The organism is Methylobacterium frigidaeris (assembly GCF_022179185.1).
Classification (GTDB): domain Bacteria; phylum Pseudomonadota; class Alphaproteobacteria; order Rhizobiales; family Beijerinckiaceae; genus Methylobacterium; species Methylobacterium frigidaeris.
In genome coordinates, this window is sequence record NZ_BPQJ01000011.1 from 93,433 (window position 1) to 113,101 (window position 19,669).

18 protein-coding genes are annotated in these 19,669 nt (G+C 70.1%); 11 read left to right on the forward strand and 7 right to left on the reverse strand.

The window, feature by feature from the left end:
• Positions 1–11: 11 nt before the first annotated feature.
• Positions 12–1,403: an ActS/PrrB/RegB family redox-sensitive histidine kinase gene (locus tag MFF64_RS13630; protein WP_238191204.1), complete on the reverse strand. Its 1,392-nt coding sequence runs from the start codon at positions 1,401–1,403 to the stop codon at positions 12–14.
• Positions 1,404–1,719: 316 nt separating this feature from the next.
• Between MFF64_RS13630 and MFF64_RS13635 the strand changes: the two genes are divergently transcribed.
• Both MFF64_RS13635 and MFF64_RS13640 read left to right on the forward strand, forming a co-directional pair.
• On the forward strand, positions 1,720–2,991 hold the full coding sequence (locus MFF64_RS13635; RefSeq protein WP_099903038.1) for a polyhydroxyalkanoate depolymerase: 1,272 nt from the start codon (positions 1,720–1,722) through the stop codon (positions 2,989–2,991).
• Between the two features lie 166 nt (positions 2,992–3,157).
• Entirely contained in the window at positions 3,158–3,901 is a 744-nt protein-coding gene (locus tag MFF64_RS13640) for a M48 family metallopeptidase (protein ID WP_099903035.1), read from the forward strand.
• Positions 3,902–3,905: 4 nt separating this feature from the next.
• Here MFF64_RS13640 and MFF64_RS13645 read toward each other — a convergent pair whose 3' ends face one another.
• A complete protein-coding gene (locus MFF64_RS13645) occupies positions 3,906–4,271 on the reverse strand; it encodes a hypothetical protein (RefSeq protein ID WP_238191206.1) in 366 nt (121 codons plus the stop codon).
• Positions 4,272–4,555: 284 nt separating this feature from the next.
• On the opposite strand from MFF64_RS13645, the gene MFF64_RS13650 reads away from it, so the two are divergent.
• The 4 genes from MFF64_RS13650 to MFF64_RS13665 are packed head-to-tail and all read left to right on the forward strand — an operon-like array spanning position 4,556 to position 9,295.
• Complete coding sequence (locus MFF64_RS13650) at positions 4,556–5,059, forward strand: invasion associated locus B family protein (protein ID WP_238191252.1); 504 nt, start codon at positions 4,556–4,558, stop codon at positions 5,057–5,059.
• 20 nt (positions 5,060–5,079) lie between these two features.
• Positions 5,080–5,688 carry a hypothetical protein gene (locus MFF64_RS13655; protein ID WP_099901480.1) on the forward strand — a complete coding sequence of 203 codons (609 nt, stop codon included), beginning with the start codon at positions 5,080–5,082 and terminating at the stop codon, positions 5,686–5,688.
• A gap of 8 nt (positions 5,689–5,696) precedes the next feature.
• Positions 5,697–7,667 carry a glycosyltransferase family 2 protein gene (locus MFF64_RS13660; RefSeq protein WP_238191208.1) on the forward strand — a complete coding sequence of 657 codons (1,971 nt, stop codon included), beginning with the start codon at positions 5,697–5,699 and terminating at the stop codon, positions 7,665–7,667.
• Positions 7,664–9,295, forward strand: a complete 1,632-nt coding sequence (locus tag MFF64_RS13665) for a glycosyltransferase family 2 protein (protein ID WP_099906186.1) — start codon at positions 7,664–7,666, stop codon at positions 9,293–9,295. Before MFF64_RS13660 ends, MFF64_RS13665 begins: the two co-directional genes overlap by 4 nt.
• A 211-nt stretch (positions 9,296–9,506) precedes the next feature.
• Here the strand turns inward: MFF64_RS13665 and MFF64_RS13670 are convergent, their stop codons facing one another.
• Together MFF64_RS13670 and purC are read right to left on the reverse strand one after the other, a co-directional pair.
• The gene (locus MFF64_RS13670) at positions 9,507–11,300 is read right to left on the reverse strand and encodes a flagellin N-terminal helical domain-containing protein (protein ID WP_309296449.1); all 1,794 of its coding nucleotides are present in this window, start codon (positions 11,298–11,300) and stop codon (positions 9,507–9,509) included.
• A gap of 752 nt (positions 11,301–12,052) precedes the next feature.
• Positions 12,053–12,847, reverse strand: a complete 795-nt coding sequence (purC, locus tag MFF64_RS13675; protein WP_063928401.1) for a phosphoribosylaminoimidazolesuccinocarboxamide synthase — start codon at positions 12,845–12,847, stop codon at positions 12,053–12,055.
• A gap of 370 nt (positions 12,848–13,217) precedes the next feature.
• On the opposite strand from purC, the gene MFF64_RS13680 reads away from it, so the two are divergent.
• Positions 13,218–14,000 carry an HpcH/HpaI aldolase family protein gene (locus tag MFF64_RS13680; RefSeq protein WP_238191254.1) on the forward strand — a complete coding sequence of 261 codons (783 nt, stop codon included), beginning with the start codon at positions 13,218–13,220 and terminating at the stop codon, positions 13,998–14,000.
• Here the strand turns inward: MFF64_RS13680 and MFF64_RS13685 are convergent.
• Together MFF64_RS13685 and MFF64_RS13690 are read right to left on the reverse strand one after the other, a co-directional pair.
• Complete coding sequence (locus MFF64_RS13685) at positions 13,997–14,692, reverse strand: alpha/beta hydrolase (RefSeq protein ID WP_099902787.1); 696 nt, start codon at positions 14,690–14,692, stop codon at positions 13,997–13,999. The two genes, MFF64_RS13680 and MFF64_RS13685, sit on opposite strands and share 4 nt — an antisense overlap.
• 20 nt (positions 14,693–14,712) lie before the next feature.
• On the reverse strand, positions 14,713–15,411 hold the full coding sequence (locus MFF64_RS13690; protein ID WP_099902785.1) for a DNA-3-methyladenine glycosylase family protein: 699 nt from the start codon (positions 15,409–15,411) through the stop codon (positions 14,713–14,715).
• 6 nt (positions 15,412–15,417) lie between these two features.
• On the opposite strand from MFF64_RS13690, the gene gluQRS reads away from it, so the two are divergent.
• The gene (gluQRS, locus tag MFF64_RS13695; protein WP_238191212.1) at positions 15,418–16,248 is read left to right on the forward strand and encodes a tRNA glutamyl-Q(34) synthetase GluQRS; all 831 of its coding nucleotides are present in this window, start codon (positions 15,418–15,420) and stop codon (positions 16,246–16,248) included.
• Positions 16,249–16,379: 131 nt separating this feature from the next.
• Positions 16,380–17,048 (forward strand): DJ-1/PfpI family protein, encoded by a 669-nt coding sequence (locus tag MFF64_RS13700; protein WP_099901820.1) that lies wholly within the window; start codon positions 16,380–16,382, stop codon positions 17,046–17,048.
• Positions 17,049–17,447: 399 nt separating this feature from the next.
• Here MFF64_RS13700 and MFF64_RS13705 read toward each other — a convergent pair whose 3' ends face one another.
• Positions 17,448–17,627, reverse strand: a complete 180-nt coding sequence (locus tag MFF64_RS13705) for a hypothetical protein (RefSeq protein WP_099901822.1) — start codon at positions 17,625–17,627, stop codon at positions 17,448–17,450.
• Between the two features lie 108 nt (positions 17,628–17,735).
• Here MFF64_RS13705 and MFF64_RS13710 point away from each other — a divergent pair, with 108 nt between their 5' ends.
• Together MFF64_RS13710 and MFF64_RS13715 are read left to right on the forward strand one after the other, a co-directional pair.
• Positions 17,736–18,440: a TetR/AcrR family transcriptional regulator gene (locus MFF64_RS13710; RefSeq protein ID WP_238191214.1), complete on the forward strand. Its 705-nt coding sequence runs from the start codon at positions 17,736–17,738 to the stop codon at positions 18,438–18,440.
• Positions 18,437–19,657, forward strand: coding sequence for an efflux RND transporter periplasmic adaptor subunit (locus MFF64_RS13715; protein ID WP_099905956.1), 1,221 nt, complete (start codon positions 18,437–18,439; stop codon positions 19,655–19,657). Before MFF64_RS13710 ends, MFF64_RS13715 begins: the two co-directional genes overlap by 4 nt.
• The last annotated feature ends 12 nt before the right edge of the window (positions 19,658–19,669 follow it).

The window sequence follows — 19,669 nt, forward strand, 5'->3', positions numbered from 1 at the left end:
TATTCAGAGCGTTATATAGGAACGTCGCGGGCCTGCGTCAGGGGTGCGGCGCCCCCCGTGCCGGGGTTTCGATGGCCTTTGGCCTCCCTCTCGAAAACGTGACGGGGCCAGACGATCCGCACCACTGCGCCGGTCGAGGGATCGACCGCATTGGCGAGGTTCAGCTGCGCGCCGGACCGCTCGATCAGCGTCTTGGCGATGAACAGGCCCAGGCCGAGGCCGGTCCCACCGTCCGATCCGGTCCTCTCCTGCGCGGTCTTGGCCGCGCTGCGGGTGCTGACATAGGGCTCGCCCACCCGCAGCAGCACGTCGGGGGCGAAGCCCGGCCCGTCATCGCGGATCTCCAGCGAGACCCGGTCCGGGCTCCAGCGCGCCTCGATCGCCACGCAGCTCTCGGCGAAGTCGACCGCGTTGTCGACGATGTTGCCGAGGCCGAACATCACGCCCGGATTGCGCCGGCAGGCCGGCTCCGGCCCGTCGCCCTTCGTCGTCACGTCGAGCACGATGCCGAGCGCCCGCTGGGGCGCCACCAGTTCCTCGACGAGGTGGCTGAGCGAGATGGTCTCGATGAAGCCGCCCTGGTCGGCATCGAGGGAGGTGAGCTTGGAGAGGATGCCGCGGCAGCGCTCGACCTGGTCGCGCAGCAGCGCCAGGTCCTCGGCCACGTTCGGCGACGCGGTCGGCCCGAGCTGGCGATCGAGTTCCTTGGCTACCACCGTGATGGTGGCGAGTGGCGTGCCGAGCTCGTGAGCGGCCGCCGCCGCCAGCCCGTCGAGCTGCGACAGGTGCTGCTCGCGGGCGAGCACCAGCTCGGTCGCGGCCAGCGCCTGGGCGAGCTGGCGCGCCTCCTCGGCGACGCGCCAGGCGTAAACTCCCGTGAAGGCGGTTCCGAGCAGGATCGCGGTCCAGACGCCCGACACGTACAGGAACGGCAATTCGAGCTTCTCCCCGGCGAACCACGGCAGCGGCCGGTAGACCAGCGCCAGCAGCGTCGAGAGGCCGACCGCCAGGAGGCCGAGGGCCAGGGTCCGGGCCGGGGGGAGGGCGGTGGCGGAGATCAGCACGGGGGCGAGGAACAGGAGGGCGAAGGGATTCTGCAGGCCGCCGGTGAGGAAGAGCAGGGCCGCGAGCTGGATAATGTCGAAGGCCAGCAGCAGAACGGCGGCGTCGTCGCTGAGCCGGTGGCTCGCCGGGTAGCGGATGCGGAGCGTGAGGTTGAGCCAGGACGAGGCCGCGATGACGAGGAAGCACCAGCCGAAGGGCAGGGGCAGGCCGAGCCCCAGATGGGCGCCGGCCACCGCCGCACCCTGACCGGCCACCGCGAGCCAGCGCAGCCGCACCAGGGTATCGAGGCGCAGGTGGCGGGCGTCGCGCACCAAGTCGGTCTGCAAGGTCTCGAACATGGTCGAAACCATAGTGCGCCGTCGCCCGCCGGCCAGGGCGCGGAGCCGGAAACCCTTCGCCGTCCAGTGCGTTGTCCCAGACGGTGAACTCGCCGGTTCAGCATCGCCCGCCGGGCGGTTCCGGGCCGGCTACCGCAACGCACAATGCGCAGGCGGGAATTGAGGTAAAAAAGGCACAGTTCCACCTTTTGACACCTAGGATTTCCGCAGATGTTGCTCTTCAATACCGGTACTCTATTGTCCTGGCTCCCAGGCGGGTCAGGCGTCTCCTGGCGGCGGTGCGCGCGTCGTTGGGTCAATCGTGGACGGTGGCGTCATGGATCTCTCGTATTTCTGGTATGAAGCAGCGCACTGGATGTTGACGCCTGCCCGTGCGGCCGCCGACGCCACACAGCTCGTATTCAAGAATCCCGTCAATCCGATCACCTACACGCCCTATGGCCGGACCGTGTCGGCCGCCTGCGAGATGTTCGAGCGCACCACGCGCCGCTACGGCAAGCCGGCCTTCAACCTGCCGAGCACCGTAGTCGAGGGCGTGAGCACGGATGTGACCGAGCGGGTGGTGTGGTCGAAGCCGTTCTGCCAGGTCATCTCGTTCGAGCGCGCGCTGAAGCGCCCGCCGGTCCAGGCCCAGCCGAAGGTGCTGGTGGTGGCGCCGATGTCGGGCCACTACGCCACGCTCCTGCGCGGCACGGTCGAGGCGCTGCTGCCGGCGCACGAGGTGATGATCACCGACTGGGTCGATGCCCGCATGGTGCCGCTCGAGGCCGGACGCTTCGACCTCGACACCTACATCGACTACCTGATCGAGATGTTCCAGGCCTTCGGGCCGGACCTGCACGTGATCGCGGTCTGCCAGCCCTCGGTGCCGGTCTTCGCCGCCGTCGCCCGGATGGAAGCCGAGGGCATGGCCGGCGTGCCGACCTCGATGACCCTGATGGGCGGCCCGATCGACACCCGCCGCTCCCCCACCGCCGTCAACTGCCTCGCCGCCGAGCGCGGCTCGGAATGGTTCAAGCGCAACTGCATCACCGTGGTGCCGCCGGGCTATCCCGGCACCTGGCGCGAAGTCTATCCCGGCTTCTTCCAGCTCTCGGGCTTCATGGGCATGAACCTCGACCGTCACCTGACGGCGCACTGGGACATGTTCAAGCACCTGGTGCGCAACGACGGCGACTCGGCCGAGAAGCACCGGGACTTCTACGACGAGTACCTGTCGGTGATGGACCTGACGGCGGAGTTCTACCTCCAGACCGTCAACACCGTGTTCGTCGAGCACGCCCTGCCGAAGGGCGAGATGCGCCACCATGACGCCCTCGTCGACCCGGGGGCGATCCGCCACTGCGCCATCATGGCGGTGGAGGGCGAGAACGACGACATCTCCGGTGTCGGTCAGACGCTGGCGGCCCTCGACCTGACGCCGAACCTGGCCGCGGAGCGCAAGCTCTACCACCTGCAGAAGGGCGTCGGCCATTACGGCGTCTTCAACGGCTCGCGCTTCCGCGCCAACATCGCGCCGCGCATCTCCGCCTTCATGCACGCCATGCAGGGCACGCAGGCCGTCCAGGACCTGCGCGAGGCCTCCTGATCCTTCGGATCCGGCGCTGCCCCGGCGGCGCCGGCTTCTCCCGACGATGTCGCGGACCCGTTCCTTGCGCGCGTGGCTCGCGCGCCTGCTCAGCCTCGCGCGATCGAGTCTCGCGCGACGAACCGGGACGCTGACAGGCTCCGGGTCCCCCGGGTACAAGGGTGGCATGCGAGTCGCGCTCCTGCGCCGTTCGGCGCCCGAACCCACCCACGTCACCGTCATCCATGCCGGCATCTGCTACCCGGTCACCGTGCGCCGCCGTGCGGCCGCGCGGCGCATCACCCTGCGGGTGTCGAGCGCGACCGGCGAGATCGTCCTGACCCTGCCGGAGCGCACCGACCTCGCCGCCGCGCAGCGCTTCGCCGACTCGCACGGCGCCTGGATCGCCGCCCGGGTGGCCAAGCTCCCTGAGCGCGTCGCCTTCGTGCCCGGCGCAATGGTGCCGCTGCGCGGCGTTCCCCACCGCATCCTGCACTGGTCCATCACGTCCGGCGCGACGATCGCCACCACGGGTCCGGACGGCACGCCGGTGATCGCGGTCTCCTGCGGGCTGCCCCACGTGGCGCGGCGGGTGCGCGATTTCCTGGAGGCCGAGGCGCGCCGCGACCTGACCGCTGCGGTGGCGCGCCATGCCGGCGCACTCGGCCGGACGCCGAAGCGCCTGACCGTGCGCGACACCCGCAGCCGCTGGGGCTCGTGCTCGGCCGCGGGTCACCTGAATTTCTCCTGGCGCCTGATCATGGCGCCGCCCACGGTGCTCGACTACCTTGCGGCGCACGAGGTCGCGCACCTCGCCGAGATGAACCACTCGGATCGGTTCTGGCGCGTCGTCGAAACACTCTCCCCGGGCTACGACGAGCCCGAGGCCTGGCTGAAGCGGCACGGCACCGAGCTGCACCGCTACGGCTGAGGGGTCAGCCCTTGGTGCGCACCACCACGACGCGCTCGGCCGGCCAGGCCGGGCGCGGATCGACGTGGCCCGGATAGAGCGTGCGCGGCGCGATGCTGTCGCAATTCTCGCGCTGGCGCAGGATGATCTCGCCGTTCTCGCCCCGGCGCCGGATCAGCCCACCGTCGCGGCAGAAGCCGGCGATCTCGGCCGAGCGCGAGGCCCGGCGCCCGCGCGGGTTGCGGGGCACTGGCGGGTGCTCGACCGTCAGCGTCGCGTCCCGGTTGAGCGAACGCTCGACATAGGTCGTCTCGTCGATCGGCAGCGACTGGGCCGCCGCATGACCGGCGGCCAGGATCAGGAGGGCGAGGGAGGTGGCGGCGAGTCTCATCGTGGGCTCTCGCGAGAAGGGTTGAGGGCGGATCCAGGTCGGTCAATCCGATCCGATATGAACCGGAAACCGTGCACAACCACTAACGGCGGACTGCAACGGACGCAGCCCGGCGCGATCATAAAGCTAAGCCGGCCCGCCGGCACGGGTTCCCGCAAGGGACCCCGGCGGCGAAACGGCGCCTCGGCTTGACAGCATCCCGGCCCCGTGGTCGGAACGCCCCCGGGCCGGCGGATGGCCGGGGCAGCGGAGCGGTGAGCGGCGTGGGAGACAGCTTGCAACGGATCGGACGCCGGGTGCGGGCCGCCACCCTCGGACTCGCGCTCGCTCTCGGCCTGCCGGCCGGGACCGCCCTGGCTCAGGGCGCGGTCAAGCAGAGCTTCGACGACTGGCAGCTGCGCTGCGAGACGCCCGCCGGCGCCAAGGCCGAGCAATGCGCCCTGGTGCAGTACGTCGCCGCCGAGGACCGGCCGAACCTGTCCCTGGTGGTGATCGTGCTGAAGACCGCCGACAACCGCGGCACCCTGCTGCGGGTGGTGGCGCCGCTCGGCGTGCTGCTGCCCTCCGGACTCGGTTTGAAGGTCGACCAGGCGGAGATCGGCCGCACCTCTTTCGTGCGCTGCCTTTCCACCGGCTGCGTCGCCGAGGTGGTGATGGACGACAAGCTCATCAACCAGCTCAAGGGCGGCCAGCAGGCCACCTTCATCGTCTTCCAGACGCCCGAGGAGGGGGTCGGCATCCCCCTGTCCCTCAAGGGGTTCAAGGAAGGCTTCGACAGCCTGAAGTGATCGACCATCGGGAGAGGACCGTGACGGCTCGTTGTCTCCGCACCCTCAGCCTCGCCCTGGCGCTGGGCGTGCTCGCCGCCCCGGCGCAGGCGCAGAATGCGGCGCCGCAGGACGAGGGCAATCCCTTCCTCAACATCTTCAAGTATGGCGGCACCACCAAGCCGCCCGAGGCACCGCCGAGCCCCGATGACGTCTACTGCCCGATCATCGACGTCACCGAGGGCGGCTCCTCGCTGCAGACCCTGGCGGGCGGCACGGTGCGCACGCAGATCCGTCTCGGCCAGCTCAGCCGCTCCTGCCGGCCGGCACAGGATGGCAGCACGGTCGTCACGATCGGCGTGCAGGGCGTGGTCCTGCTCGGGCCCGGCGGCGCCCCCGGCCGCTTCAACACCCCCGTGACCATCACGGTCAAGAACGGCACCCAGGTCGTCGCCCGGCGCAGCCGCCAGGCCTCCGCGACGATCCCCGCCGGCTCGGCCAGCGGCACCTTCACGGTGGTCGAGGAGGGGATTTCGGTTCCGGCCGGCCTCGCGCGCGACTTCGAGATCGAGGTCGGCCTTGGCGGCGCGCCGAAGCCCGCACGGGCGCCGCGGCGCAAGCCCGCCGCGCCGCCGCCGGCCGACGGTTGACCGCACGGGTGGCAGACTGGCGCATCGCCCCCCGCACGGTCGATCCGGATTTTTCCCGCGCTCTGGTCTTCGAGCGGCCGATCGCCGGGCGCTGGCTCGCCCTCGACTACGCCCTCGACCGCTTCGCCGCACCGGTGCGACCACTGCTGCGCTTCGCCCGGGGCGATGGCACCCAAGAGGATGCGCTGCTGCCCGGCCCGGTGCTCGGGCGCGCCTCCTGGCTCGGGCCGGTGCCGCCCGGCACCAAGGACATCCTGCTCGCCGCACCGGCGGAGGGGTTTCGGATCGAGGCGGCGCGGCTCCTCTCCCGCGCGGCCATGCTCGCCCTCTGCGCCCGCCGCCGGCCGGACAGGCTGCCGGTCGCGCTCTATCAATGGCTGCGCCGCGACGCGCGCCGCCTGCGCAACACCCTGCGGATCGCCACCTGCGTGCGGCCGCTCGCGCAATACTCCCTCTGGAAGGCGGAGCGCGCGCGGCCCTTCGAGCCCGCTCTCGACCGGGTTCCGCCTGAGCTGCCGCGCCTCGGCCTGATCCTGGAGGCGCTGCCCGAGGAAGAAGCGGCGGTGCGGCGCACCCTCGCCACCCTGCTGGCACAGGGCCACCGCGACTGGCGCCTCGCCCTGCACTGGCGGGGGCCGGCGCCCGCGGGCCTCCCCGGCGACGGGCGCATCTCCGCCGACACCCTGCCGGACGGGGTCGCGATCGGGCATGTGCGCCCCGGCGATGCCCTCGCCCCCGACGCCCTCGCCCATCTCGCCGCCGCCTTCGCGGGGCCGGAGCCCGCCGACCTCGCCTATGCCGACAGCGAGGCCGAGACGCCCGAGGGCCTGCGCCCCCAGCTCAAGCCGGGCTGGAGCCCGGACCTCGCCCTGACCACGCTCTATCCCGGGCGGCCGCTCCTGGTGGCGGCGGATCTCGCCGCGCGAAGCGGCTGGGAGTCGGGACAGGGGGCCCGCGCGCTCCTCCTTGCCGCGACCCTGGCCGGGCCCGGACGCGTCCGCCGCATCCCCCGCATCCTCTGCCGCATCGCGCCCGAGGCGCCGGATCCCGACGGCCACGCCGCCGACCTGACGCGTGCCCTGGACCGGGCCGGCAGCCCCGCCGCGGTAACGCGCGCCGGTGACACCCTCGACCTCGACTGGCCGCTGCCCGATCCGCCGCCCTCGGTCTCAATCATCATCCCGACCCGCGACCGGCCGGAACTGCTACGGGTCGCGGTGCGGGGCGTCCTGCACGACACCGCCTATCCGAGCATCGAACTCGTCATCGTCGACAACGGCTCGACCGATCCGGCGGTAGCCGCGCTCTACGCCGAATGGGCGGCGGATCCGCGAGTGCGCCGCCTCGACCGGCCGGGCCCGTTCAACTTCTCGCGCCTCGTCAACGACGGGGCTGCGGCGAGCCGCGGCGACATCCTGGTGCTCCTCAACAACGACGTCGAGGTGCTGCACCCTGACTGGCTCGCCGCGATGGTGCGTCAGGCCCTGCGGCCGGAGGTCGGCGCCGTCGGGGCGAAGCTCCTGTTCGGCAACGGCCGGATCCAGCATGCCGGCGTGGTGGTCGGGCTCGGCGGCCGGGCCGGGCACATCCTGCGCAACCGCCCGGCCGACACGCCGGGCCATCTCGGCCGGCTCGCCGTGGCGCACGAAGTGGCGGGCGTCACCGCCGCCTGCCTGGCAGTGGCGCGGACCAAGTTCGAGGCGGTCGGCGGCCTCGATGCCGAGGCGTTCCCGGTCGATTTCAATGACATCGACCTCTGCCTGCGCCTCGCCGCCCGGGGCTGGAGATCGCTCTGGACCCCGCGGGCCGTGGTGGCCCACCACGAATCGGTCAGCCGCGGCCCGAGCATCGGTCCGGCCCGCGCCCGGTTCGAGGCTGAGGGAAACCGCTTCGCCGCGCGGTGGCGTTCGGTGATCCGCGACGACCCGTATTACCACCCTGCCTTCTCGGTCACGACCTTCGGGGAGGAGCTGGAATGAGGCTGCCGCCTCACCCGGCCTTCGACATCCTCCGCTTCGCCGAGAACCAGCCCGGCCCCACCCGGCGCTGGCTCGTCCGGCTGCTCCTGGCACTGAAGCGCCCCGGCGAGGCCTGGGAGGTCGCCCGGGCGCTCCTCACCGGCAAGCGGGTGCGGGCGCGCGACCGCGCGGCGATCCTCTGGGGTGCCCGTCATGCCCTCCAGCCGCCGCCGCTCCCGACGGGGGAGGTCGAGACCGTGGCGACCCTGCGGGTCGCGACACCGGCCGAGATCCTGTCCGGGGGCGCCGGCTCGGCCGCGACAATCGTGCTGACGGCACCCGGCCATCGGCTCGTGCCGGGGGCGGCCACCGCGATCGCGGAGGCCTTCGCCGCCGATCCCGGCCTCGGCGCCCTCTACGGCGACGCCCTGGTGCTCGGTCCGCGAGGCGAGCCGCTGCGACCGGTGCTGCGCTCGGCCTTCGACCCCGATTACCTGCTGGCCGCGGACTATATCGGCCCGGTCGTCGCCCTGCGCGGGGCGGTGCTGGACCGGCTCGGGCTCGATCCCTCACTGCCGGGGGCCGAGGCCGCCGACCTGCTCCTGCGGCTCGCGGCCGAGGGCGGGGCGGTGCGTCACCTGCCGCGCCTGCTCTCGACCTGGACGCCCCTCGCGGCCGTTCCGCCGGAGGGATGGGCGTCGTCGCGCCGGGCGCTCGCCGAGCGCCACCTCGCCGGGGCCGGCCGCGTCGAGGCGGCGGGCGGCCTACTGACTTTGCGCCGAGACTTGCCCGCACCGCCGCTCGCCAGCTTCATCATCCCGACCCGCGACCGGGTCGAGCTGCTGCGGGCCTGCATCGAGAGCCTGCGCGCCCATACCGACTGGCCGTCCCTCGAGATCATCGTCTGCGACAACGACAGCCGCCACCCGCGCACGCTCGCCTATTTCCAGCGTCTGGCAGGGGAGGGGGTGCGGGTGCTGCCCTGCCCGGGCCCATTCAATTTCGCGGCGATGAACAACCGGGCCGCCGCGGAGGCGCGCGGCGCGCTTCTGGTCTTCGTGAACAACGACGTGGTGGCGTGCCAGGGCGACTGGCTGCGGCGGATGGCCGAGGAGGCCCTGCGGCCGGATGTCGGCGCGGTGGGGGCGAAGCTCCTCGACGTGCGGGAGCGGATCCAGCACGGCGGCATCGTGCTCGGCACCGGCGGCCTCGTCACCCACGCCCACCGTCACTTCCCCGGCACGGCGCCGGGCTACTTGGCGTCCTTGCGGGCGACGCACAGGGTCTCGGCGGTCACGGCGGCGTGCCTCGTGGTGGAGACCCGGAAGTTCCAGGCAGTCGGCGGCTTCGACGAGGCGGCCTTCGCGGTCGACTTCAACGACGTCGACCTCTGCCTGCGCCTGGAGGCGGCGGGATACCGGACCCTGATGGTGCCGGGCGCGGTCCTCTATCACCACGAGGCGGCGAGCCGGCGCTGGAACCCCGAGGCCCGCTCCCGCCACGAAGCCGAGGTGGTGGCGTTGCAGGCGCGCTGGGAAGGGCGCCTCGAAGCCGATCCCTGGTATCACCCGGGCTTCGATCCACGGGCGGGGACGTATGTGCGGCTGCGTCTTGCGGAGGGGAGCGACACGGTGAGGCTGCTTCGTTGACCTGATCGCCAACGAGGCGATGCTTCTGTGACAAACGGCGCAGCTAAGCAGAGGCCGCGGAAACGGACCCCTGTTTTGCGGTGAAAGTTTGCAATAAAAACAGCATAAACGGGATAAGCGTCGATCTGCCAACGTAAATCTTCTTAATTCTAAGGTATTGGCTTCGGCTCAGATCCGTGCAAGATTGCAGAAGACTACGAGATGCAGCTCGTTAACGGGACAGCGAGAGTACGCCCTGTCCTGAAGAGTTCGCAATCGATAGAGCCTGCATCGCAAGCTGCTGCTGCGTCTGCAACGCTTTCAGCTTCGTTGACTCCTCCTCGACGTCCGCATCCACGAGGATGCCGATCATGCGGTCGTTCGCCTTGATCAAGGTACCAATGAATGCCGTTTGACCCTCGATCTGGGTCTTCTTGGCACCGAGCTTCGTTCCGGCTTCGGTGATACCAGAGATAGTTTTGTCCACCTGAGCAACGAGGGCCGACAATGTGTCGTCACCATCGGTGCCAGAGAGTGAAGAGATGTCGATCATTGCGATCGACGTGTTCGTTGATGCATCGACAGTGTCCAGAATGCCTCTGCCGCCACTGGTCCCGGAGGCCGTTCCATAACCGACATGAGGCGTAGGAATGCCAACAATCGCAGCCGTGCCGTTTGCACTCTGACTGGACGTAAAGCCAAGCTCGGGGACGCTGCTGATGTAGACATACGCGGACGGCCCAACGTTGGAATTTGTCAGTGCAATCTTTCCCTCGCTAAAAGAGACCGTTGTATTGCTTATGCCCGTTGAAAGAAGAACATTTGTGATCATGGCTGCCATGTCTGTGCCATTGACGGAATTTATGCCACTCGATATTTTAGTTGCCAAAGCATAATAATTAGAAGAATATATATAAAAACCGAAAGCGGCGCCGTTCTCGGAAATGCTGATAGGTATATACAACGAATTCAGGTCAATATTCGAGTAGTTCGATGTTGCGACTATCCGCGCGGGCCCTGGCGGAATCGGCGCTGTCAGGGCAAAGCCGACGTCGGCGAACGTATTGCCGATCGATGGCGCCATGCCATTCACCGACAGAGATATTCCGGAACCAGTGCCTGCTGACTGAAACATGACACGCCCGGCGCTGTCGAGCGCTGCCGTCACCTTGTTGGCGCCAATGCTGTCAATGATCTGATTGTTAATCGCTGTAACGAACTCCTGGGTGGTGACCTTGGTCAAATCTTTGACTGCTGACTGCATCGTCGTCCTGTCGATAACGATGCTGACGGTTGTAGTCGTACCGTCTACGAGGGTGACGCTCAGCGGCACCTCGTTGGTCCCACTGAAATCCGCTGTGCCTGCGTCCGCTGTGCCGGGCCGGAAAACCGCCGTGCCGGTGAGTGCGGTTGAGCCAACCACCTCAGCGGCAGTGGCCGCGGTGGCGACGCTGGCGACATTCGCATCGTAGAGCTTGATCGCGGAGACATCGACATCGACCGTCGAAAAGGTGACGTTGCCATTCACCCCGCGCGAGAAGCCGGCCACGACCTTCTGGGTCGCTTGATAATCGGTGTTGGTCGGGCTCGAATCGACTGACAGCCAGTTCCGACCGCTGGCGTTCGAAGAATCGGCTGTGGCCTTCATCTTGAATTGAATGGCCGCTATTTCGGTCTGGATCTTGGCGCGGTCGATGCCCGGAGTCAGTGCGCTCTGGAGCTTGGCGCGGAGGTTTTGTAGATCGGAAATGATAGCGTTGAGACCGTTATACGCCGTGTCCACCGCCGAGGCACCAAGGCCGAGGGAATCTTTCACGGCCGAGAGCGAGGCGGTGTCGGTGCGCACCGTGGTAGCGATGGACCAGTAGGCGGCGTTGTCGGAGGCGGTCGTGACGCGTAGCCCTGTCGAGACGCGGTTGCTGGCGACATCGAGTTGACGTGCGACGCCCTTGAGCGTCGTGAGCGCTGTCATCGCGGAGCTATTGGTGATTAGGCTGGTGATGTTCTTGACGTTTGCCTTATCTATTCAGCCATAATTTGTGCAAGGAAGCTATCATCATCCTTAATACAACGTTACTTAACTTTTAGTTAAAAATCAACAGAGATCTATAGTTTTTTCACCAATGCCTTTTGGCGCAACTTTTGGTCAATTCATCTTTGCATCCGCCTTTGAGTCAGCCCGGACCGGCACAGCCTCGGCAGTTCGCGGGCGATGATGCCGTGCGGTTCGAGGTTAACAGGCGAATGGGGCGTGTCATGCAGGAGCGGCGATGGCCTTCGAGGATCAGCGCATCGTCGCCTCTGCCTTCCAGGAAGGAGGTGACGGTGACGAAGGTCGAACAGGGCGAGGCTCGCCCGCACGACGCCGACTTCGCTGCGGCCGTGGGCGTGGCGCGAGTCGGGACAAGGCGCTGCTCGGTGGCCCCGACAGCGGCGGGGATGAAGCGGCGTGGTGCGCTCCCGCGGCACCGGTTCGCGATCGCCCGGCGCGCAGACTTGCCGTGGAGAGCCACGATGCGCGGAGAGACCGAAACGGCCTTGCGAGTTCATCCCGAGTCGCATGACGCCGCGATGAAGTGGCAGAGGGCAGCCGCGACAGGATCGGGGTCGAGAGCATGCCGGCGCGGCTGAAAGCATCGAGGCTGGCCAGCACCGTAGGCTACGCGCAAGCTGGAAGGGCTTTGGTATCAGGTTGCGACCGCCATGAACGAGGGCGGGGCCGCTCCCTCCCGGAAGCGGCCCCGCCCATAATCCCGGTCCGGCCTCGGCCGGAGCGCGTCACTGCACCAGGCGCGGCCCGCCGGTCTGCACCTTCTCGTTCTCGCCCAGGATGCCGAGGCGGCGGGCCACCTCGGTATAGGCCTCGATCAGGCCGCCGAGATCCTTGCGGAAGCGGTCCTTGTCGAGCTTGTCCTGGCTCTTGATGTCCCAGAGGCGGCAGGAATCCGGGGAGATCTCGTCGGCGACGACGATGCGCATCATGTCGCCTTCCCAGAGCCGGCCGGTCTCCATCTTGAAGTCGACGAGGCGGATGCCGACGCCGAGGAAGAGGCCCGACATGAAGTCGTTGACCCGGATGGCCAGCGCCATGATGTCGTCGATCTCCTGCGGCGTCGCCCAGCCGAAGGCCGTGATGTGCTCCTCCGACACCATCGGGTCGTTGAGCTGGTCGTTCTTGTAGTAGAACTCGATGATCGAGCGCGGGAGCTGGGTGCCCTCCTCCAGGCCCAGCCGCGTCGCCAGCGAGCCCGCCGCCACGTTGCGCACGACCACCTCGAGTGGGATGATCTCCACCTCGCGGATCAGCTGCTCGCGCATGTTCAGACGGCGGATGAAGTGCGTCGGCACGCCGATGTCGTTGAGGTGCTGGAACACGAATTCGGAGATCCGGTTGTTCAGCACGCCCTTGCCGTCGATCACCTCGTGCTTCTTGGCGTTGAAGGCGGTCGCGTCGTCCTTGAAATGCTGGATGAGCGTGCCGGGCTCGGGACCCTCATAGAGGACCTTCGCCTTGCCCTCGTAGATGCGACGGCGGCGGTTCATAGGCGTGTACCGTGGTTTGAGGAAGTCCATGGGGCCGAGGCTCCTGACGACGTGTGGGACCCGCGGCGCGGCGACCTCGAGGAAAAGGTCGGGCCGGGGGACGCGTCGATCCGGGGCGTCCCGGCGGCCGGGGGCAAATTACCCGAACCGCGAAGGCAGCACAACGCGTTAGCCGGTGCGCCGGGGAAGCCCGGACGCCGCTGCGATGAATTGCGGTCGTTGGTCGCGCCGATATGCGCATCCCGCGACGATGTTGCAAGCGTGGCCGGAAGGGGCGGCATGTCGCGGACGAGGGGATCCGCGCCTCGACGGCGCGACCCGGCCTGACCTAAGCTCGCCGGATCGAGCCGCGCACGAGTCGGCGGCCGGGCCGGGAGGGATCACGATGGCGGAACGCGCGATGGCGGAACGAGGTGGTGCGGTGGCCGCGCTGGCGGCGCGGTTCCGCGAGGGCAAGCCGCTGATCACGGCCTGGTGCGGCATTCCCGAGCCCTCGGTCGCCGGGCTGCTCGCCGCCGAGGCCTTCGACACCGTGACGCTCGACATGCAGCACGGCGCCCACGACTTCGACAGCATCAGCCGCACCGTCGCCCTGGTGGCGGCCCGCGGCAAGCCGACCCTGGCGCGGGTGCCGGTGGGCGGCTTCGCGACCGTGTCGCGCCTGCTCGATGCCGGGATCTCCGGGATCATCGCCCCGATGGTCAACACCGTGGAGGATGCCCGGCGCTTCGCCGCGATGGCCAAGTACCCGCCGCTCGGCGAGCGCAGCTGGGGGCCGGGCCCCGCCCTGATGCTGTCGGGCTTGTCCCCCGAGACCTACCTCAAGGAGGCCAACGGTTTCTGCCAGACGCTGGCGATGATCGAGACCAAGGAGGCGCTCGCCGCCCTCGACGACATCCTGGCGGTGGAGGGGATCGACGGCATCTTCATCGGGCCTTCCGACCTCTCGATCGCCCTCTCGAACGGCGCCGGCCTCGATCCCGACGGCGCGGCGGTGCGCGACGCGCTCAAGCACGCCATGGCGCGCACCCGGGCGGCGGGGAAGCGCATCGGCATCTACTCCCTGTCCGGTCCGCGCACCCGCGAGCTGATCGGCCAGGGCTTCGACCTGATCGCGCTGTCGGGCGATTCCGCCCTGCTGCGGGCGGGCGCCGCAGCCGCGCTCAAGGAGGCGCGGGGCTAGGCCCGCCGCGCCGCCCGGGCGAAGCCGGCGGCGAGGAAGCGCCCACCGTGCAGGAGGGCGCCATCGTCGATGCCGTGGCCGATCCCGGCGGAGAGGTGCCACTCCGCCGGCACGTCCGCCGCCGCGAGCGCCTCCGCCGACAGGAACAGCGCGTCGACCGGGATCACCTCGTCCTGGTCGCCGTGAGCCAGCAGGATCGGAGGCACCGACCGAACCTGCGGCTTCAGGCTGTCCGGCCCCAAGTTGCCGGGACCTTGGCCCTCCTCCATCACCAGCATGCCGGACAGGCCGACGACAGCCGCCACCGGGGCGGGGCGGCGCAGGGCGACGTGCAGGGCCATCATGCAGCCCTGGCTGAAGCCCACGAGCGCGAGCTGATGGGACCCGAGGCCGTAGGCTTCGAGCTCCGCATCCAGGAAGGCGTCCAGCGTCGGGCCGGCACGGTTCACCCCGCGCCAGCGCTCGTGCGGGTCGCGGAAGGTGAGGGAGAACCATTGCCGGCCGAAGCCCTGGATGCAGGGCTCGGGGGCGTGCGGCGCCACGAAGGCGGCGTCGGGCAGGAGCGGCTGCCATTCCTGCGCGAGGTCGATCAGGTCGTTGCCGTCGGCGCCGAAGCCGTGCAGCAGGACGACGAGCTGGCGCGGTCTTGCGCCCGAGCGGGGCATCAGGCGCGGGCCGGTGAGGATCGGCATCGGGTCGGTTTCCGTTCGGGTCAGGAGAGGGGGGCGCCGTCGCGCGCTTTCGCGATCCGGTAATAGGCCCACAGCACCTTGGCGGCGACCCCGCGCCAGGGCCTCCAGGCCTCGGCCCGGGCCGTCAGGGCCGCGGCGTTCGGCCGGGTCTCCTGCCCATCGGCGAGGCGCGCCGCCTCCTGCAGGGCGAGGTCGCCGGCCGGGAAGGCGTCGGGGTGGCCGAGGCAGAACAGCAGGTAGACATCCGCCGTCCAGGGCCCGATGCCGTGCACGGCCACCATCAGCCGGTGGGCCTCGTCGGCCGGCAGGGCATGCAGGGTGTCGAGCGGCAGGGCGCCGCCGATGATCGCGTCGGCGGCGGCCCGCAGGGTGCGGATCTTCGGCGCCGACAGGCCGGCCCCGCGCAACAACTCGTCCGGCGCCGCCACCAGGGCCTCGGCCGTGAGGTCCGGCAGGCAGGCGGTCAGCCGGCTCCAGATCGCTGCGGCGCTCGCGGTCGAGATCTGCTGCGAGACCACGATGCCGGCCAGCCCCTCGAATCCCGGCGCTCGCTTGCGCAACACCGGCTCCGCGCCTTCCGCCAGCAGCCGCGCCATCACCGGGTCGAGGGCCGTGAGCGCCGTCACGCCTTCCTGCAACGCCGACGCTGAGTCGAGCAGCGGCCCGGTGACGGCGGGGATCAGGGGGCTTATGGCTTGAAGAGTTGTCCGCGTCCGCATCCCGCCGTGCTGTCTCCCCGTCTGCGCTTCGCCCCGAGCCCGAATGGGCGCCTGCATCTCGGCCACGCCTACTCGGCCCTCCTCAACGCGGAGATCGCGCGGACGCTGCAGGCTGAGCTGCTGCTGCGCATCGAGGACATCGACCCGGTCCGCTGCCGGCCGGAGCTGACCGAGGCGCTGATCGCCGACCTCGCCTGGCTCGGCCTGACCTTCTCGGAACCGGTCTGGCGCCAGTCGGCCCGGATGTCCACCTACCGCGCCGCCCTCGACTCCTTGCGGGAGCGGGACCTGATCTATCCCTGCACCTGCACCCGCCGGGAGATCCAGGACGCCGCCGGCGAGGCCCGCGATCCGGACGGGGCGGCGCTCTATCCCGGCACCTGCCGCGGCAAGTCCGTGCCGGAGGCGCCGCATGCTTGGCGCCTCGACATGGCGCGGGCGCTGGCGCTCTGCGAAGGCCCGCTCACCTACATCGCCTTCGCGCCGGGCGGACCCGACGCGGTCCGCGCCGCCGATCCGGCCCGCTGGGGTGACGCGGTGCTGGGCCGCAAGGACGTGCCGACGAGCTACCACCTCGCCGTGGTCCTCGACGACGCCGCGCAAGGGATCACCCACGTGGTCCGCGGCCAGGACCTCGACGCCGCCACCGACCTCCACGTCCTGCTCCAGCGCCTGCTCGGCCTGCCGACGCCGCGCTACCATCACCACGGGCTGATCCGGGACGAGGCGGGGGCGAAGCTGTCGAAGAGCCTGCGGTCGGAGGCGCTGGCGGCGTTGCGGGAGCGGGGGGTGAGCGCGGGGGAGGTGCGGGCGCGGCTGGGTTTCGGCGGCGCATAGCATCAGAAGCAAGCGCGAGTCTCTCCGCCTCCCCGCGGAACAGAAGTGGACAGAAGTGGAGAGATGCTCACGACCCTTGTAACGCCACCCTTCCCCATACGATCCTGCCGACTGAACGGGAGGCCCGCATCGTGTCGCTCAGCTTCGGAATTCTCGTCTTCCCACAGGTCCAGCAGCTCGACCTCACCGGTCCCTACGAGGTCTTCGCCTCGGTGCCGGACAGCGCCGTCCACCTGATCTGGAAGGACGGCGAGCCGGTGCGCTCGGCGACAGGGCTGCCCTTCGTGCCGACCGCAACCTTCGAGACCTGCCCGCCCCTCGACGTGCTCTGCATCCCCGGCGGCAGCGGGGTGAACGCGCTGCTCGAGGACGAGGTGGTGCTGGATTTCGTGCGGGCCCGCGGGACGGAGACCCGCTACCTCACCTCGGTCTGCACCGGGGCGCTGGTGCTCGGGGCGGCCGGGCTGCTCGAGGGCCGGCGGGCCACCACCCACTGGTACGCGCACGACTTCCTCGCCCGCTTCGGCGCCGTGCCGGTGCAGGACCGCGTGGTGCGCGACGGCAACCTGATCACTGCCGGGGGCGTGACCTCGGGGATCGATTTCGGGCTGGCGGTGGTGGCCGAGCTTCTCGGCCGCGAGGAGGCGGAGACGGTTCAGCTCGCCCTCGAATATGCACCGGCCCCACCCTTCGGAGCGGGAACCCCGGCCGAGGCCCCACCGGCGGTGCTGGAGCGCGCGAAGAAGCGGCTGTCCGGTTCGCGGGCGGCGCGGGAGGCGATCATCGGGCGGATCACCTGAGAGCCCGCTCACTTGTAACGATGGTGTCGCAGGATCTTGCCATCCCGTCCGCGGTCTCATCCCGAGGTGCGAACGAGACGAGCTTCGAGGGGGCCTCCAGTATCCGCAGCGAGATCTGAGAATCCACTGCGAGGCTGCTACGCAGCACCTCGGGATGAGGTCGTGGACGGGATGAAACGCGAAACTCCAGCGACCTTCTCGACACATGTCGGAGACGAGAGCGCAGGGCTACACCAGCGGGCGTGAGCTGCGCCAGCGGACCGCGGAAGAGTACCGAAGATTGGCGGAGAGCCCGGAAAGCTTTCCTTAACCATTCCGCACGAAGCTTGTTCGCGCATGGAAAAGCCGGGGCGCTGACCCCGGCTTCCCATCGGCGGTCGATCGAGCGCGTGCCCCGGTTCAGCCGAGATTGAGGCGGTCCACCTTCGTTCCCGCTCCACGCAGAGATTCCGGGATCGCCGAAAAATCCGCGTAGCCCGCCTCGCGTGCCATCGCGTCGAGGGCCTGCTGCTCGTTCTCGGCGCCGCCGGTCCAGAGGATGGCGCCGGTCGCGGCCTGCCTGACCTGGAAGATGGCCATGAAAACTGTCCTCCCGCTGAAGACTGATATCCGGACATTCAACGCCTGCCGGTCGGGGAGGTTGCACAGGATCGAACGTTGCGGGAACGGTCCCTTTGGGTGTAGAGAATGAACGTTCATTCTCAGGGCCTGCCCCGCGTGCCGCCGCAACCGAACCCCGCGAACCCCGCCCGCCTCGACTCGGCCGAGGAGCGCCGCACCCGCATCCTCGATGCGGCCGAGGCCTGCTTCGTCCGCCACGGTTTCCACCGCGCCACGATGCACGATGTGGCGGCGGAGGCCGGCATGAGCCCCGGCAACCTCTACCGCTACTTCCCGTCGAAGGACGCGATCGTGGCCGGCCTCGCCGAGCGCGACCGCGCGGCGGTGGCCGAGGACTTTTCCGGCATCGAGACCGCGCCGGACCTGATGCAGGCCTTCGCGGCCCTGGCGCGGCGCCACCTCGCCGAGGCACCGGCCGAGAAGGCCGTGCTCTGCCTGGAGATGTGGGCCGAGGCGACGCGCAACCCGGCCATGGCGGCGATCTGCCGGGACTTCGAGCGCGAGATCGCGGCGCGGCTGTCCGGCCTCTACCGTCAAGCACAGAGCCGCGCCGCACAGCCGGTCCCCGGCGCCGACCCGGAGGCCCTGGCCCGCCTCGCCATGGTGATGGCCGACGGCATCATGGTCCGCCGCGCCCTCTCGCCCGATTTTTCACCCGGCCCCGTCATCGACGCCATGCTGACCCTGATCGGGGCGGCGCTCGAGGGCCGCTTCGATCCGACCGGCACCGTGCCGCCCACTCTGCCGTCCAATCCGGAACCCGCCCGATGACCCGCCCCCGTCGCCTCGCCGGCGTTCCGGCCGCCCTGGTCGCCCTCCTCGTCGCCGCTCCCGCCGGCGCCGCCGAGACCCTGCCCTCGGCCGGCCCCGTCGTCACGGCGGCGCCGGCGCCTGCCGTCACCGTCGCGGTGGCCGCCGAGCGCGAGATCGTCGAGCGCGCCGTTGTCACCGGTACCCTGGTTCCGCGCGACGAGATCCTGGTCTCGCCGGAGATCGAGGGCTGCCGCGTCACCGAATTGCTGGTGGAGGAGGGCGACCGGGTCGCCAAGGGCACGGTGCTGGCGCGCCTCTCCCGCGAGATGATCGACACCCAGCTCGCCCAGAACGCCGCCGCCATCGCCCGGGCCGAGGGCGCGGTGGCGCAGGCGCGCAGCACCATCGTGCAGGCCGAGGCGGCGCAGGTCGAGGCCACGCTGTCGCTGGAGCGCGCGCAGTCGCTGGCGAAGACCGGCAACGCCACCACGGCGGTGCTGGAGCAGCGGGAATCGGCCGCGAAGGGCGCGGACGGCAAGCTGTCGGCGGCCCGCAACGGGCTGGCCATCGCGCAGGCCGACCTCGCCCAGGCCCGGGCGCAGCGCAGCGAGCTCGACCTGAAGCTCGCCCGGACCGAGATCCGCGCGCCGGAGGGCGGCATCGTCAGCCGCCGCACCGCCCGGGTCGGTGCCACCGCCTCGGCGTCCGCCGAGCCGCTGTTTCGGCTGATCGCCCGCGGCGAGATCGAGCTGGAGGGCGAGGTGCCGGAGACCGGCCTGGCGCGGCTCCGCGCCGGCGCTCCCGCGAGCCTCGATCTCGACACGCCGGACGGGCCGGTGGCGGTCTCGGGCCGCGTGCGCGTGGTCTATCCGGAGATCGACCGGGCGACGCGGCTGGGCAAGGTCCGGATCAAGCTCGAGGCCGATCCGCGCCTGCGCATCGGCGCTTTCGCCCGCGGCGCCGTCGAGGCGGCGCGCCGCACCGGCGTGGCCGTGCCGCTCGCCTCGGTGGTCTACGGCCCGTCGGGTCCGACCGTGCTGGTGGTCTCCGGCGAGCGGGTCGAGGCCCGTACCATCCGCACCGGCCTCTCGGCCGGCGGCTTCATCGAGGCCCGCGACGGGGTCAAGGCCGGGGAGGCCGTGGTCGCCCGGGCCGGCAGCTTCCTGCGCGACGGCGACCGGGTCCGTCCGATCTACCCGGCCCTGCCGGCGACCGCCGAGGCCGGGCGCCCCTGACGCCCTTGACCG

What these genes read in the sequence shown, in the direction of transcription:
- MFF64_RS13630 (WP_238191204.1), bottom strand. Translation starts at nt 1,403, where the DNA reads ATGTTCGAGACCTTGCAGACCGACTTGGTGCGCGACGCCCGCCACCTG.
- MFF64_RS13635 (WP_099903038.1), top strand. Translation starts at nt 1,720, where the DNA reads ATGGATCTCTCGTATTTCTGGTATGAAGCAGCGCACTGGATGTTGACG.
- MFF64_RS13640 (WP_099903035.1), top strand. Translation starts at nt 3,158, where the DNA reads ATGCGAGTCGCGCTCCTGCGCCGTTCGGCGCCCGAACCCACCCACGTC.
- MFF64_RS13645 (WP_238191206.1), bottom strand. Translation starts at nt 4,271, where the DNA reads ATGAGACTCGCCGCCACCTCCCTCGCCCTCCTGATCCTGGCCGCCGGT.
- MFF64_RS13665 (WP_099906186.1), top strand. Translation starts at nt 7,664, where the DNA reads ATGAGGCTGCCGCCTCACCCGGCCTTCGACATCCTCCGCTTCGCCGAG.
- purC (WP_063928401.1), bottom strand. Translation starts at nt 12,847, where the DNA reads ATGGACTTCCTCAAACCACGGTACACGCCTATGAACCGCCGCCGTCGC.
- MFF64_RS13680 (WP_238191254.1), top strand. Translation starts at nt 13,218, where the DNA reads ATGGCGGAACGAGGTGGTGCGGTGGCCGCGCTGGCGGCGCGGTTCCGC.
- MFF64_RS13685 (WP_099902787.1), bottom strand. Translation starts at nt 14,692, where the DNA reads ATGCCGATCCTCACCGGCCCGCGCCTGATGCCCCGCTCGGGCGCAAGA.
- MFF64_RS13690 (WP_099902785.1), bottom strand. Translation starts at nt 15,411, where the DNA reads ATGCGGACGCGGACAACTCTTCAAGCCATAAGCCCCCTGATCCCCGCC.
- MFF64_RS13705 (WP_099901822.1), bottom strand. Translation starts at nt 17,627, where the DNA reads ATGGCCATCTTCCAGGTCAGGCAGGCCGCGACCGGCGCCATCCTCTGG.
- MFF64_RS13710 (WP_238191214.1), top strand. Translation starts at nt 17,736, where the DNA reads ATGAACGTTCATTCTCAGGGCCTGCCCCGCGTGCCGCCGCAACCGAAC.
- MFF64_RS13715 (WP_099905956.1), top strand. Translation starts at nt 18,437, where the DNA reads ATGACCCGCCCCCGTCGCCTCGCCGGCGTTCCGGCCGCCCTGGTCGCC.